This window comes from Dyadobacter sp. BHUBP1, assembly GCF_050587785.1.
Lineage (GTDB): Bacteria > Bacteroidota > Bacteroidia > Cytophagales > Spirosomataceae > Dyadobacter.
Genome location: NZ_JBOBIH010000001.1, coordinates 933,458 through 948,959, shown reverse-complemented (window position 1 = coordinate 948,959; position 15,502 = coordinate 933,458). Strand labels below are relative to the sequence as shown.

Genomic DNA, 15,502 nt, shown 5'->3' with positions numbered 1-15,502 from the left:
ACAAAATCATTTACGTTGATAATCAACCGCCGGTTTTTGAAGATTGGGCGCCTGGCTAAGTTCCGCCGACGGGATTGGCAGCAGGAAATTGCCGCTGTTCGCATCTATTTTCCGCTCGGCCGTGGCCCAGGCCGTCTTCGTGAAAGTCCAGGACGTTGGGTCGGGAAAGCGGTCGGGTTTAGTAAAGAAAAATCCGCGGTCCTGTGCATTCAGGATCGCGTATGCCTTAGTTGGGTTGTAATAATGCAGACTGACCAGATCATACCATGCCATTCCTTCCATGGCAAACTCGACGATCCGCTCTTTAAAGATCTGATCAAATGTAAGCGCACCGGTAACCGGCGAAAGTCCGGCTCGGGTATGCACGTGATTGAAATATTGCAGTGCCTTAGAATCAGTGGTAGAAGTATTATTGCCCAAAACTGCCTCCGCATAGGTCAGGTACATTTCAGCCAGACGCATCATATAGGTATCGTGCCCGTAATTTTGCTGCGCAGCCTGCCCGCCCACATCCGCGGCCTTGCCGGTAATGTATTTTTTGATGGCGATAAAATTGACATCCGTTCCGGTGAACGGGAACACCAGTTTCTGACTTCCGCCCGGTATCGTTTGGGTAATCTCCGGATAGCTTGCTCCCGGCAGCATGAACGTCGCTTTCAGCCGCTGGTCCACAGTCCGGCCTTGTAGTACCGTTTCGGAAACCGTTTTAATGCCTTCATACTGCTGCATAACCCACCAGGTGGCACCTTTATCACCTCCCCAGCCATCTCCATTGGCAATATCAGGGCCATATGCGAGATAGGCCGGAGTGGAATTCTGCGTACCCCATGCACCAGGCGAGTACGCCCATTGCAGCGAAAACAGTGACTCCGCATTATTGTCATAGGGATACCGGAAAAGGCTCTCGTACTTCGGCAGCAGCGACGCCCCGCTGAGGGTTATCACGCGATCCGCATAATACTTTGCACTGTCCAGAAATACCTGGTTGCGCTGGCCCGACGCGCCCGCTTCCACACCCGCACGCGTGAGGTAAAAACGGGCCAGCATCCCTTCGGCCGACCATCTGGTAAGCCTTCCGACCCGCACGGGCTTTTCCGGCAAATCCTCGGCTACCTGCCGCATTTCGCTTGTAATGAATTTCCACACACTCTTGGGCGTATTGCGCTGCACAGTCGTGTCGGAAAGCAGCGTGAGGTTGTTCTCGATTACCGGTACGGCGCCCCAGTTCATTACCAGGAAACGATAGGCCAATGCCCGCATGAACCGCGCTTCGGCAATAGCGTGCTTTTTAACAACCGCGGATACCGACGCCCCCGCATATTTCTGAATGTTCTGAATAGCCAGATTCGATTGTCCTACAACGATGAAAAACGACCGCCACGCCGAGCCATTTTCCGGCGTATTTCCGGTGGTGTTGAAAAGCACATTTCCCCTATCGTTCCATGCCGAAAACGCCGTACCCGCCCGAAAGTCCCCGAGGTTATACGACGCCTTGTCATTGTAATCGAACCATACCTTGCTGTATAGCAATGCAGTACTCGCCAGCACCTGGTCGTCGGTTTGATAAAAGCCGGCATCCACAATGGCGTCCTTAGGCGGGCGTTCAAGGAAGTCTTCCGAACACGCCCCGAGCAATGCGAATGGAAATAGGACAATCAGCTTCTTGTAAATGCTTTTCATATATTTCATTTTTCGGCTGTTTTAGAAATCCAATCCTAAACTGAATGTGTAAACGGGCGTCAGCGGATAGCGACCGTAATCGAGACCGACCGCCTGGTTCGTTGCACTGGCATCCCTCGAAACATATGCGCCCACTTCGGGGTCAAAACCCGAATAGCGGGTGAGCGTGGCCACGTTCTGGGCGCCCACCGATATCCTCGCGCCCCGGATGATTTTCTGGCGTGACACCAGCGATACCGGCAGGTTATAGGTCAGGGAAATATTTTTCAGCCGGATAAACGACCCGTCTTCTACCCATTTATCGGTATGCCGGGCGAAGTTGCCGTTCGGGCCATTCGAGATCCGGGCCACGTCGGTGCCAGGGTTCGAGAGGGTAACTGTGCCGTCGTCGTTTTTCACCGGCTTGGCATAATCCATCGCATGCACAAGCAGGTTGCGACTCAGATCGATATTACTCGCGTTGGTATTCAGTTTGCCCAGAAAGTTGTACACGTCATTGCCGTAGGTGCTGGTCAGCAAAATGCTCAGGTCGAAACCTTTATAGGAAAATGAATTGGTAAAACCCGCAAACAGCTTGGGCCACGGGTTACCGATGACCGTTTGATCGTTCTCGTTGATAATACCGTCGCCATTCACATCCCTGAACTTCACATCCCCTACCCAGATATTGTTTTCATTGATAGGCAGCTTCACGCCGTTATTATCGACAGGTAACGGGCTCTTTTCGATTTCCTCCACAGATTGGAACAACCCTTCCTCGATATAGCCTCGGAACAGCCACGGCGCCTTGCCTACTTCAGAGCGCTGCGTCCAGTCAGCCAGCCACCACGACGTCCGATCCACAAACGCCGCATCCGAATAGAATGACTTGATCTTTGTCTTAAAGCCCGATATATTCAGATTGGATTCCCATTTAAACCCGCCGCGGTTGACATTGACCGTGTTGACCGTAAAACCCCAACCCTTATTCTGCAATGCACCGATATTGACGGTGGGCGATCCGACAGCGCCTACCCCATTGGTTCCCATGTACCACGGCAGCGGCTTTTCCATCAGCAGGTTGTCCGTATTTTTGATATAATAATCGAATTCAAACTGGATGCGGTTTTGAAACAGCCCGAGGTTGATCCCGAAGTTGTTTGTCTTGGTTTCTTCCCATTTCAGTCCGTCGTTGGCGTATTTAGTGGGTAGAAACCCGGTGGTAGTGGGCGTAGTCCCCGTGCCCATAGGCGAATAAATGCCGCCGCTGCCCTGGTTGCCGGTAATGCCTGTTTCGAAGCGCAATTTCAGCTCGCTGATGGCCGGCACATGAAAGAAAGGTTCCTGCGAAACGCGCCACGCTGCCGAAACCGACGGAAAGAAGCCCCATTTGTTATCGGCGCCAAAATTGGCCGAACCATCGCGCCGGATAGTACCCATAATAATGTACCGGTCTGCGAAATTGTAATTCAACCTGCCTAGATACGATTCCATCGCCCATTCACCCGATCCACCCGAATTGCTGGCCGTAAGCGCGTCGCCCGCCGCCAGGTCGAGAATATCGTTGGTAAGGAAGCCTGTACGCCCTCCCGCCAGGTTCTTCCAGGTCGATTCCTGCGCTTCGTGACTGAGCATCACATTTACGCTGTGCCTGCCAAACTGCCTGTTATATTCCAAAAGCTGGTTCCAGTTCCAGTAGGTATTCACACCCGAGCCGTTGGTGTAGGAAGCCGTCACATTCTGTGCCCAGCCGATTTTGTAAGTCGGGATGTAGTAGGATGAATTTGAAAAACCCAGGTTGGTATTGAACGAGGTCTTGAATTGCAGGCCTTTGGCGATCCGCACGCCGATGTTAAGCCCGCCCAGCAATTGCCTTCTGACCAGCTTGTTGGTCGTCAGGTTCGCAATAGCAATGGGATTCACTGGTGCGAAAATATTCGCTCCGTTGTTGTCGTCGCCCCCGCCCCAACTACCGTCGATATTCCTCACAGGCACCTGCGGCGTGAGCTGCAATGCATTCGAGATGATATTTTCCTGGCTTGTGGTGAGGTTGTCGTTGGTTTGGTTAAAACTGAGATTTGCGCCGATGCTCGCCCATTCGCGCGGTTTATTATCCAGGTTGAGCCGGAACGCGTAACGGTTAAACCCGGAGCCCAACGCGACGCCATCCTGTTTCAGGTATTCGCCGGATAAATAATAGGTAGTGCGGTCGTTACCACCGCTGAGACTCAGCTGGTGCTTGTGCATGGGTGCGTTTTTAAAAAGCTCCTTTTGCCAGTCGGTACCTTTTCCGAGCAGAGAAGGATCGAGGAACTCTTCCGGTGTTTCGCCACCTGCCAACTGGTGGTATTCGCCCACCATTTGGGCGTACTGCTGCAAGTCCATCACTTTCAAAGGCTTTGGGGGAGTTTGGAGGCTGAATTGATAGCCATATGCAATTTTTGTATCGCCCGCCTTGCCTCTTTTCGTTGTGATTAACAGGACCCCGTTTGTGGCGCGGGAGCCGTAAATCGCCGTGGCGGACGGCCCTTGCAGTACCTCCACCGATTCGATATCGGCCGGGTTCAGGCCGGCCAGGGGATTGGAGGAACTTTGCGCCCCGAACGACACCGATTGTCCCTGGATTTGCACGCCATCCACCACGTACAAAGGCTCATTACTTCCGCTGATGGAATTAATCCCGCGGATATTCACCGAAATACCGCCGCCCGGCTGCCCGGAGTTCTGCGTAATATACACCCCCGCTGCGCGTCCCTGGATCGCCTGCTCCAAGGTGGTGTTGGTGGTACGCGCAATGTCTTTGGAAGAAACGGATGTCTGGGCAGTCGTAAGATCGGCCCGCTTCATCTCCCCGTAGCCGACCACTACCACTTCATCCAATGCTTTGGTATCCACTTTCATCGCCACGTTCAGTTCCGACCGCGCGCCTACCGGGATTTCCTGCGACAGATATCCCACGAAAGAGAAAATGAGTGTGTTCTCCCCTTGCCCCAGTTCCAGCTCATATTGCCCTGCCGAATTGGTGGTGGTGCCTCGCGAAGTCCCTTTCACCACCACACTTACACCCGGCAGGCCCTCGCCCTTTTCGTCAGTCACTTTTCCTTTGATCGAAGCCAGTACTTCGCTTTTATTCTCTTTCGGTTCCGCTTCAGGCAACGTCATCGACGAGCTCTTTTCGGCCTTGAAAAGCATCACTTGCTTTCCCGCCACCTCGTAGCGAATGGAAAGCGGCCTGAACAACCTCACCAGCGCTTCCGCCAGCGGCTCATTCGACGCCTGGAACGTAACCCGCGTCGACGACCGAATCTCGGCCGGGTTGTAAATAAATTTCACCTCGGAGTTCCGTTCGATAGACAGGAGTACACTTTTGAGGCTCTTATCCTCCATCTTGAGCGTGATTCTTCTTTCCAGCAGATCCTGGCCAACTAAACGGTAATGACTAAACGTCGAATGAGAGAAAACGACAATTATGCATAACTGTAATAAGGATAGTTTCATGATATCCCACACAATAGTTTTGAAATGTAGATTTTCAGGCATATTCAGTTTCCATTTGATTCAGCATTGAAAACAAGGCAATATTTTCCTATCCCTTTCACACGAGCGGAAGGCATTTAATGGGTCCAGAAGTATTTCAATCGGCTTTGCAGCCCCCGCCATGTATGATTACCTGTCCATCCACCACCTCATACTTTGCGTGGATAATCCGGCATATCAGATCCAGCTGTTCATACATCGGTAATCCCGAAATGTTCGCCGTCAGCTGGCAGTCCGACAGCAATTCTTCATTGAAAAACAGCTCGATCCCGTACTCTTTTTCGAGGGTTTTGAAAACATTTTTAACCGGCGCCTCGTCAAATACCAGCGACGCTGCCGGTATTTCACGCACTCTTAGCGGCACGTCCACAATTACCTTCATCAACCGGGATTCCTGCTTGTCGAACAGTACCCGCTGATTAGGTTTCAGTACCACGCCTATAACCTTTTCCGGCGCGTCGGCAATGGGTTCATCCTGCTTCGAGTAGACCGACACCCTGCCTGTTATAACTGAAACCGAAGCATTCCGGTCCTTTTCAAACGACCTTACCGTGAAACTCGTCCCGAGTACGCGGGTTACCAGTTCATTTGTTTTCACCAGAAAAGGCCGTTCAGGATTATGACTGATCTGGAAAAATGCCTCTCCTTTTAAATATACTTCCCGTTTTTCCGGAGCGAATTTCTCCGGGAACGTCAACTCACTTTGCGGTTCCAGCGTTACCACGCTGCTATCTTCCAGCAGGATTGTAACGGGCTTCATGGTCCTGTTGAAACGTACAACATGCCCATCCGTATTTTCATGCACACTCGCCGCCGCGCGCAGGCTGGCCGGCTTGGTTTCCATAGAACGGTAACCGAGCCAGCTAAGCCCTGTCACGATGCATATTGAGGCTGCAATTCCCCAATACCGGTACAAAGCAGGCCTCATACGCGTTTCCGTGCGCTGTGTGTGCCCCCCTATGTGTGCGAGCAGGTCCGTCACGCGGCCGTCCAGCTCCTCCGCTCCCACGTACAACTCCTTTTCAGCCAAAACATACAACAATGCACGCGCCTCGTCCAGCTCTTCCCGGCGGTCCGGATTTTCTTTCATCCAGTTTTCCCAAAAAGCCGCCGCCGATGAATCCTGTTCCAGTATCCACGACCTGAAAGACGGATCCGTAACGAAGTCGGTAGCCGTGTAATATCGATAATTCATGATTGGGGAACGCTTCTGATAAAGAGATACAAATGGCTCCTCCCGGATACCATGAATTATAGATTTTTTTGAAATATTTTTATTCAAATATTTACAAACAACTCAAAATCAAGAAAATAATAAAACAAGAAGCGCACTGATCGCTGAGGGGCTGAACCGTTTGCGAAGCTGGCCATAGGCCATTTGGAGCAGATTGGAAACCGTTTGCGGAGTTATATTGAGCATTGCGGAAATCTCTTCGCGGCTGAGCTCCTGGTAATATTTGAGGTAGATCACCTCCCGCTGCCGCACAGGCAAGGCAGCGAGCATTTCCGAAACTACCTGCGCTTTCCGTGCCAGTGTTTCATCGCGGATCATCCACCATTCGGGAGAGAATTCAATGGAAAAGGCATACTCGTCGTGGAGCGGATCGTCGGCCAGGCGCATTGTCCGCCGGTTACGGGCTATTTTGCGACGAATTGATACAAGCAGATAAGCTTTGACGTATGTTGGTTCGGCCACCCTTTCTCGGCTATGCCAGAGGTCAATAAAGACTTCCTGAATACAGTCTTTTACGAAGGCTTCGTCCTTCACAAATTTGAAGCCATAATTAAGCAGGGCTTTAAAATGGAAATGCATCAACAGCCCCAAAGCCCGGTCATTGCCTTCCACCAGCTCTTGCCAGAGCCGGATATCCCTGGATTGAGAGGAATTTCCACTGCTAGTCATGCATTTATCGGACGTTTTCTTTGCCGGGGCTATACAGGCAGGCGCAAAGGACGGGCTGCGCAAGTGTGCTGCATAGCTGGGGCCCAAAGATATATTTATATCACTATAAACCTAATAAATATTATTTTACAGCGATCCCCAGAAAAGGAAAGATATAGTCGTAGAAATCCTGAGGAATAAAAGGCTTGATAAAATATCCTGAGAAGCCACTCGCCATTGCCCGCTCTTTCTCGTTTTCGAAAGCCGAAGCGGTCAGGGCGATTATAGGCACGACGGGATCGAGCTGACGAATGAGCGCGGTGCTTTCGAAGCCGTCCATGACGGGCATCCGGAGGTCCATCAGTACAAGATCGTAGTGAGTCTTGCTAAACATTTCATATGCTTCCTGCCCGTTCGACGCCGTATCATGGAGGATGTTCCTGCGTTTCAATAGCTGCGTAGCCAGTACCAGGTTGGTTTTATTGTCGTCAGCCACAAGTACCCGCACTTCCGGCATAGCTTCGGCAACCACTACCGGTAGCGGCTGGCTCACTACCACCGGTTGCTCTGAATAAGGCATTGACAATCGGAACGTAAACCTGGATCCCTTCCCCTCCTCACTTTCCAGATGTATTTCGCTGCCGAACAGGCGCATCAGCTCCCTGGAAATGGCCAAGCCCAGCCCCGTGCCACTCACGCTATCGGAATGCGTCCTGGTCCGCACCTGGGTGAAAATTTCAAAAATACCGGGCTGCTCCGACTTCGGGATACCGATGCCCGTGTCGGTCACGGCAAAATCGAGGGTCACAGCGTCTGGGGTACGGTCCACTTCTTTTACATCCAGTGTGACCGAGCCCTTTACGGTAAATTTGATCGCGTTATGCACCAGATTGGTAATCACCTGACTTAAACGAACGCGGTCCGCGACAAGCTGCACAGGTAATCCGGGGTCGACCGAGAACACCAGGGAAATTCCTTTCTCATTGGCTTTGGGATCGAAGGTCTTTTTGAGTATATCAAAAAAATCGAAAGGATTGAATGGCTGCGGGTCGAGCACCACGTGATTGGAGTTGATCTTGTTGAAATCCAGCACGTCGTTCACCACTGCCATCAGGTGGTCGGCCGAAAATTTCAGGGTTTTGAGCAGATCATTGGGCTTTTCGCCGCTCTCTTCCTGCATCATCAAATGCACCATGCCTACGATCCCGTTTAGCGGCGTACGGATTTCGTGGCTCATCATTGACAGGAAGTCCGTTTTAGCGCGGGTAGCCTGCTCGGCAATGGTTTTTTGCCGTTCCAGGGCATCGTTCTGCTGTTGCAAGGTATAGCGGAAATAGAACTCGCGCTTATCTCTATTGTAATTCAGCATGACTACAAAAGGAAATACGACGTGCGCCGCCATTACAAAAATGGCTCCCTGTTCTACAAAATCCGCCAAGGAGGTATTGCTCAGAAAATGGATCGACGCCGGATACAGTACCAGAGCCATTACGGAAATGACCACGCCATAACGCGGCGGCCAACGCAGCACCAACCCCGCAAATATGACCGAGAGCGTAAGGTTGATACAAGACTGAACGTATGAAAAATGCGGCCTCGACAGCAGGAATGCGTAAAAACAGACCAGTGTTGCAAACGTATAGAAGCTCATCTGCTTTCCTGAGATCACTTTTTTGTAATTCAGGAACATATATCCGAGAATAATCGAGTCGGACAGCAGGTGAGTCGGCAATATTGTGTAAAAAAACGGGTCGCCGGAAAAGTAGAAGGCCATTGCCGACAACGGGTTGCAAACCAGAAAGGTAATGCAAAACAGCCGGTTTGGAACCCGTGTCTTAATTTCCGACTCTTCCTGCCAAAGCTGCTCAAAAGATCCGGAGTGGTAGATATCTTTCAAATAGGAGCTTTTTTGAACGTTGAAATCCAAAATTACCCTTAAAAATGTAAATGACAGCACATTTCGGGACGCAAATCCCGGGTTTTATCAAGCCGCCCGGCAAATGCGGCTATTCCAGTATCACGTTATCAAAAAATCCCCTCAGTTTTTCAGAACCGATGATCCTGCGGCAGGTTTCGACGGTGAGCGGCTTTTGCTGATAATCGATCACCTGCCCGAACGTCAATGCCCGGGACTTCTCACTCTCTTCGGTTGCCGAGCTTACCATGACGACCAATACTTTGGACAAATACGGCTTATCATTGATCGCTCCCAAAAACTCCCAGCCATTCATCACCGGCATATTGATATCGAGCAACACCAGAAATGTCGTTTCCATCTCCTGGTTACCATCCAGATAATCCAGCGCCTCCCGTCCGTTGTAACAAAGCACGGTATCGCACAAAACCCCGCTTCTTTTGAGAAAGGTATCATGAAGAAACAACATGATCTTGTCGTCGTCTACCAAAAGGATTTTGAGCCCGTCATTCGTCATCGTACTGAACTTTATCTGCCTTGCTTACAATTCTGCGGACCACCTCGTCCAACTCATCCGCCGAGGATCTGATGAGCCCGAGCGCCATTTCAATCGGCATACCCGCTGTATCACCGGACTGAACAAGGTCCACCAGGCCCATCAGGCGCGTGAGCGGGGCACGCACCACATGCGACTGCGTCCAGGCGATCTCCCTCAGTTGCTCGTTCTGTTGACGGTACCGCTCGTTGCTGACCTCGAGGTCCCTCGCTTTCTTTACCGCATCGGTAATGTCCCGGGAGTTTGCAACCACGCCACCAACCGCCGGATCGTCGGTCATATTGGTTGCGATTGTCACGATCCACCGGTATTCCCCAAAAGCGTCCATAAAGCGGAAAGGCTCTGTTCGGATCTGCTTGTGTTCCCTGATTTTTAAAAACAGTGCCAGTACGGCCTCCCGGTCGTCGGGATGTATCCAGTCGAATGCATTTTTCCCTATAAAATCCTCCGGTGCAATACCCAGGATCGGATAACTGCTTTCGCTCACAAATTGGTAGTTGCCCTGCTCGTCCAGGATTGCAATGAGGTCTGCACCCTCCTGCACCAATGCTTTAAACCGGCGCTCGCTGGCCATCAGCTCCCGTTTTTTTTCCATGCGCTCGGTCACATCCGTGATCACGCACATGTGCAGGCCAGGTAAAATATTGGATTTGGAATTGAAACTGCCGGTTATCAGCGTGCCGTCCTTCCGTCGAATTGTCATCAAACCGTTGAGAATTTCACCATTGAGGAAGTTCTTCCATACCACATCGAAGCCTATTTCGTCGGGCAAATGCATAAAGTCCTTAATACAAACCCCTCGCAGCTCATCCGCTCCATATCCGAGCATGCGGCGGGTCGCATCATTAAGGTCTGTGCAGCAGCCATTGTCGTCGCAAAGTACGATCGCGTCAGTGGTATGGTCGAAAATCGCTTTAAACTTTTCCTCCGATATCCTGCGCTCCTGCTCCGAGGCGATCCAGGACGTAATGTCCGTTGCCAGGACCAGTTCGGCCTTTCTGCCTTTGATATAGACGATATTGCTTTGGATCAGAACGTCGATAAGCTCGCCATTCTTTTTGCGGTGCCTATAAACACCCGATGAAAACAACCGCTCGTGTTCCCGTACGATATTTACAGCGTCGAGCATCACAGGAATCTCCGTTTCCGGTCTCAGGGCAAGGATGGTCATGTCCAAAAACTCCTCCCTGCTAAACCCGTAATGCCGTACAGCCGCCTGATTGGCATCCAGTATCCCGTATGTCTCCACGTCATATACCCACATGGGTTGCGGGTTGAGCTCAAACAAATCGTGGTACATGATCTCAGAAGCCAGTGGCTCCCTGTTTTCAAACTCTTCCTGCTTCTCTATACTCATTCATTCCAACCCGCAAGGGAATCGCATTTCGTAGATTTAATATTACAAATTTATATTTCGCTGGCATAATAATTATCCTCCGGTTGCAAAACAACGAGGAAGTTTATGCGCGGATACATTTTTTTAATACTTACGACCCTTTTCGTCACCCTCACAGGCTGCGAAAACGACGACAAAACCGACCCTTCGGTAGTCGGCGAGCTCGATAAGCAGTTTATCCTGGAAGCAGCCGACGACGCCTTGTTCCAGGTCAATGCCGGACAGGTAGTTGCTTCACGTACGACGCAGGACAGCATTCAGAAATATGGCGAGGAAATGACGACCGACCACACCCAGGCTGGAAAGGAGTTGCAAACACTCGCCGCAGCCCGGAAAGTACAGCTTCCTACGACGCTTTCGGACGAACGCCAACAGCAGCTCGACAGTCTCTCCATGCAAACCGGCCTGGGCCTTGACACCCTGTATCTCAACCAGATGGTAGCAGTGCAGGGGCGCGTCATTCGTATGATGGAAATTGAAGGCACCTCCGGCAAAGATACCGAATTGAAGCAATGGGCCTCCAATCGCCTGCCTATTGTGAGGCAATTCGAAGAACGCGCCAAAGCCCTGAGGGATTCGCTGCGATGGCGGCCCGGCGGCCCGGCGACCCGGCGATCCGGCGATCCGGCGGTCTGAAGACTGTGACCGCTGACAACCGACGGCCGACCATAGACAATGGTCCGCTCCTGACTATCCATGACAATCAATGACCACTACTGACCACCATTGCTACAATCCGGCCGCCGCCGAGAGGCCCATTTTAAAACCAGAACCCAAGCTGCACAGCGATCCTCGGCTTCTCCTCATTCTTCTCTTTCGGAATGAATGCGCCCGCGGCGATGGTCAATGCGTCGACCGGCGAGAGCCAGATGCCACCTCCGTAATTGTAATGCCATTTATCGGACGATTCGCCTTCCAGCCATACACGGCCATAATCGAAGCCCCCGAAAATGCCGTACGTAAGCGGTAATGTCGGGTTATAGCTGCTACCAAGGCGAAGACGCAGGTCGGTGTCATGCCAGAAAGAGCTTTTTCCATAGAACCGTTCGGTGCGGTAGCCACGAAGTCCTAGTTTACCCCCGACATTCGGCATTTGGAAAAACTGAAATCCGCTGCCAAAGTTCACACCCGTACCTGCCTGTGTGGCAAGGATGAGGTTTTCTTTCTGGTCGAGCGCGGTATACCAGGCGAACTGGGCGCGCAGGCCTGTGAAATTCTTGTCGCTTTTCAGATCGGCCGTCCAGTTCAATGCGGCATTGAAACGGATACCCGTATGCGGCGAGAACAAGTTATCGACACTGCTGAAATTGAAGGTAAACTTGGCGCCGCTGTAATATTTGGTTTTGAAAATATCCTCCGGCAAGCCGTTCTCGCTGCTGGTAATATATCGCCCGCCGGTCGCCTGGATATCATTCACTTCGAATGACGGGCCTAAGGTAACAAAGCCATTATGTCCGCCGAAACGCTTTTTGAGAGCCGGATAAACGTAAAATGCGCTTTGGCGCACCCGGTAAAAATTGGCGTCGTCCACAGGCCGTTCAGTTTCGTTTCCTAACCCCGCGTAGTTGAATGCATAGCGGGGGCCGCGGTAGTAACTATCCAGGTAGAAATCAAATTTTTTGAATGCATTGATAAAATCGCCGGTGTAATTGACTTTGAAGCCCTGCGTTCTCACTGCAAAGCTTCCACCAATGCTCTGCACCGAAGCGTAGGGTTCTTTCTTGAACCCGTACTTGGTGATATTCACTGCGCCGCCGAGGAAGAACCCGTCGTCGGGGTTGGCACCGAGCAAGGGTAGCGGCAATGTGATATCATAGTTACTGTCGGCGCTCCGGCGGTCGTACACGTTGAAGCGGTACAAGCTGGTGCGTTTGTCCCTGGTATCAGGACCGGGAATAATGATATTGTTTTTCAAATCGTCGTAGACGAGGGTTTTCTTCCCGCCTCCGCTCACGCGTGCGCTATCCGCGAAAACGTCCTTACCCAACCCACCGATAAGCCGCAGCTTTATACCTCTGCGAACATCACCTTTTACGATAAATTCGTCGTCGTCGCCATTGCCATAGATATTGATAGCGTGCGTGACGGCATTTTCGAAAACGCGCTGATAATTCTCATGTTTGATGCGGCCTTCCTTACCCGTCTCATACACAGTTACACGCGTATGCGCATCATCCACCCGCTCGATCACGAAGCGCTCCTGCTCTTCCGTACCGATCACATTCACTTCCTTACTTACAAATTCGTAATGCGTCCGTGCAATCTCCATCAAATGCGCCCGGCGCGCTTTCAGGCCTTCGATCATCTTGGCCGATACCATCTCACGTGCTTTCGGCGGCCAGTCGTTGAAAGACGCCTCGATGGCCTCGTCGGTAAGGTTCTTCTGAATATATTTCACCTGTTCTTCCCATTGCTCCCAGCTCAGCTCGTTCAGAAACGTACGGTCGAAAAGGCGCGCGCTCCAGGTCGTCCACTTCATGCTCTGGATTTCCGGGCCGTAAGTCTGCAATTGCCTGAGGAATGGCAGCGTTTGACGGGCAATGTTGGTAAGAAAGCCATCGTAGCGCGAGAATGCCTGGTCGCGGTCGCGGGGAATGGGGCGGTAAACGATAGTACCGTCTTTCTGCTTGGTAGAAGCCCAGGCCCACTGGTCGTCGTGACGGTCCCAGTCGCCGACGACGAAATCAAGCAAGCGCGTGCGGATCGCCCATGACTCGTCGACTTTATTCTTGCTGTTTTCCAGCAATGCTTCCACGAGTTCGGGCGTGCTCACGATTTTGTCGGGGTTGCCGAAGAAGTCGGCGTTCTTCCATTTCTTTCCATCGGCACGTTCCTCCACGAGGTTCATGGTACCTCCGAAAACGCTGTTAAATGTCCCCAACCCGGGCTGGGCAGGCACATAATACATTCTCGGATTGGTATGATAAACATTGATCGCGCCCGCCAATGCCGGCATATTCAACGGCGCAAACGGGTTCGTGGACAAAAAGTTATCTTCCACAAGATATTGCGCTGCGATCATTTGGTTGAACGGAAATGGCAGAAACCGGCTCACATCCTTGGTAAGCCCGCGCATGGCATATTCCCGGCCGTCGCCGTCGCGCAGGCGCAGTGAGTTCGTCTGATTCCCCCCGCCCTGCTTAGTGGGAATCACGCCGCCTTTGTAGGTTGCCAGGTCGAGCACGGGAAAACGATATTGTTGCAGGTACAAGGGCCGGTAATGCTCTCCCAGCATTACCCTATGGATCTTGCCGATCGGTTTTACTTCGTTGCTGACTATGAATTTCGTCGTCGAGTCGGCATGCTGATTGTATTCGGTAAATGCGATGGTCGAATCCGGTATTTCAATCTGCTGTTTGTCCTTCACTTTGTGCTGGAAAACCAATTTTACCTCTTTGCCATCCGGCGTTACTTCCCAGAATTTTGCCCAGGTTTCGCCGCCTGCGTAGAAGCTCAGTGTTGAAAAACCGAGTTTAGAGGATGAAAACATAGAGCCTTTCCCGAGACTCACCGGACTTACCTTCGAGCCGCTTCCACTCACGACAAACTCTTGTCCATCATTTTCGATAAATTCCAATGCATGCTCATGCCCGCTCGCGAAAATGAATTTCCCATTCTTTTTCGCACCTGCCAGCACTGCCGTGCGAAGTTCCTTGTAATGCTTGTTGGCGACATCCTGCCGTGAGCCGATCGTCGCACGGAACAATGCACTAAGGCTGCCCAGTACCGGCAGCGGAATGTACAATTTCGGGTTCAATTCGGTCAGCGGGAAAATGTGCTGCTTGATGGTGAACCTTCCTCCATGCGGACCGTACGTGTAAGGCGGGTGGTGCATTGCGATCACGACGTGCTTGTTCCGGTATTTCCGCACCACGTTCTCCCACACAAAACGGAACTGTTCTCGGTTTCGGATCTCGCAGCCGTCGTTGATCTTCTGGTCGCGGTCCCAGTCCGTAAGCCACCATTGCGAATCGGCGACGATGATCACGACATTGTCGTTCAGCTCCACCACTTCGGGGCCCGAGCAGCCGTTCAAGGGCAGGAAATAGTCTTCATACTCCTCTTTGTCCTTCTTTCCGCGGGCCTCGTTAATATGTTTCTGAACATATTTCTCCTGCCGTTTCAAACCTTTTACCCCCCAGCCGCGCCAGTCGTGGTTACCGGGCAGAAAAATGGGGCGGCCTTTGAAGTTTTCGAGCGTTTCTAGCTGGGAATTGATGCGGAATTCAGCCACTTTACGCGTTGCCGAATCTTCCGAAGGCGGCATACCTGATTCGTAGATATTATCCCCGAGGAACAATATGGAGCTATTTTTCGATTCGGTGCCGAGTTTCGTTCTGAGGTATTCCAAAACCGGTGCACGGTTTTCGGGCGAATCGTTACCGGCGTCGCCTACCAGGTACATGGTATGTTTCAGCTCCAATGCAGGATCGGGCGAAGCCGACTGCCATTGCGCCCCTTCCTTCGAAAAACGGGTTTTGTAGCTCGCGCAGGACGATACGCCCGCCAGAACTGTCCCTAATGCAAGTAAACGGAGTAAATATCTATTCATAGGAT

9 protein-coding genes are annotated in these 15,502 nt (G+C 51.7%); 1 reads left to right on the top strand and 8 read right to left on the bottom strand.

Going from position 1 to position 15,502, the window contains the following annotated elements; all coding sequences use genetic code 11:
* Nucleotides 1-6: 6 nt before the first annotated feature.
* The 7 genes from ACQ4MZ_RS03995 to ACQ4MZ_RS03965 all read right to left on the bottom strand — a co-directional run bounded on the left by ACQ4MZ_RS03995 (nt 7) and on the right by ACQ4MZ_RS03965 (nt 10,906).
* Nucleotides 7-1,689: a RagB/SusD family nutrient uptake outer membrane protein gene (locus tag ACQ4MZ_RS03995; protein WP_430843180.1), complete on the bottom strand. Its 1,683-nt coding sequence runs from the start codon at nt 1,687-1,689 to the stop codon at nt 7-9.
* Nucleotides 1,690-1,701: 12 nt separating this feature from the next.
* Nucleotides 1,702-5,046, bottom strand: coding sequence for a TonB-dependent receptor (locus ACQ4MZ_RS03990; protein ID WP_430843178.1), 3,345 nt, complete (start codon nt 5,044-5,046; stop codon nt 1,702-1,704).
* Between the two features lie 247 nt (nt 5,047-5,293).
* Nucleotides 5,294-6,391, bottom strand: coding sequence for a FecR family protein (locus ACQ4MZ_RS03985; protein WP_430843176.1), 1,098 nt, complete (start codon nt 6,389-6,391; stop codon nt 5,294-5,296).
* Nucleotides 6,392-6,499: 108 nt separating this feature from the next.
* On the bottom strand, nt 6,500-7,099 hold the full coding sequence (locus tag ACQ4MZ_RS03980) for an RNA polymerase sigma factor (protein WP_430843174.1): 600 nt from the start codon (nt 7,097-7,099) through the stop codon (nt 6,500-6,502).
* Between the two features lie 121 nt (nt 7,100-7,220).
* The gene (locus ACQ4MZ_RS03975) at nt 7,221-8,975 is read right to left on the bottom strand and encodes an ATP-binding protein (protein ID WP_430843172.1); all 1,755 of its coding nucleotides are present in this window, start codon (nt 8,973-8,975) and stop codon (nt 7,221-7,223) included.
* A gap of 109 nt (nt 8,976-9,084) precedes the next feature.
* Entirely contained in the window at nt 9,085-9,510 is a 426-nt protein-coding gene (locus ACQ4MZ_RS03970) for a response regulator (protein WP_430843170.1), read from the bottom strand.
* Nucleotides 9,500-10,906, bottom strand: a complete 1,407-nt coding sequence (locus tag ACQ4MZ_RS03965) for a PAS domain-containing protein (RefSeq protein WP_430843168.1) — start codon at nt 10,904-10,906, stop codon at nt 9,500-9,502. The genes ACQ4MZ_RS03970 and ACQ4MZ_RS03965 overlap by 11 nt, the downstream gene beginning before the upstream one ends.
* 105 nt (nt 10,907-11,011) lie before the next feature.
* Here ACQ4MZ_RS03965 and ACQ4MZ_RS03960 point away from each other — a divergent pair, with 105 nt between their 5' ends.
* Entirely contained in the window at nt 11,012-11,581 is a 570-nt protein-coding gene (locus ACQ4MZ_RS03960) for a DUF4142 domain-containing protein (RefSeq protein WP_430843166.1), read from the top strand.
* A 124-nt stretch (nt 11,582-11,705) separates the two neighbouring features.
* On the opposite strand, the gene ACQ4MZ_RS03955 is transcribed toward ACQ4MZ_RS03960, so the two are convergent.
* Nucleotides 11,706-15,497, bottom strand: coding sequence for a metallophosphoesterase (locus ACQ4MZ_RS03955; RefSeq protein WP_430843164.1), 3,792 nt, complete (start codon nt 15,495-15,497; stop codon nt 11,706-11,708).
* Nucleotides 15,498-15,502 lie beyond the last annotated feature (5 nt).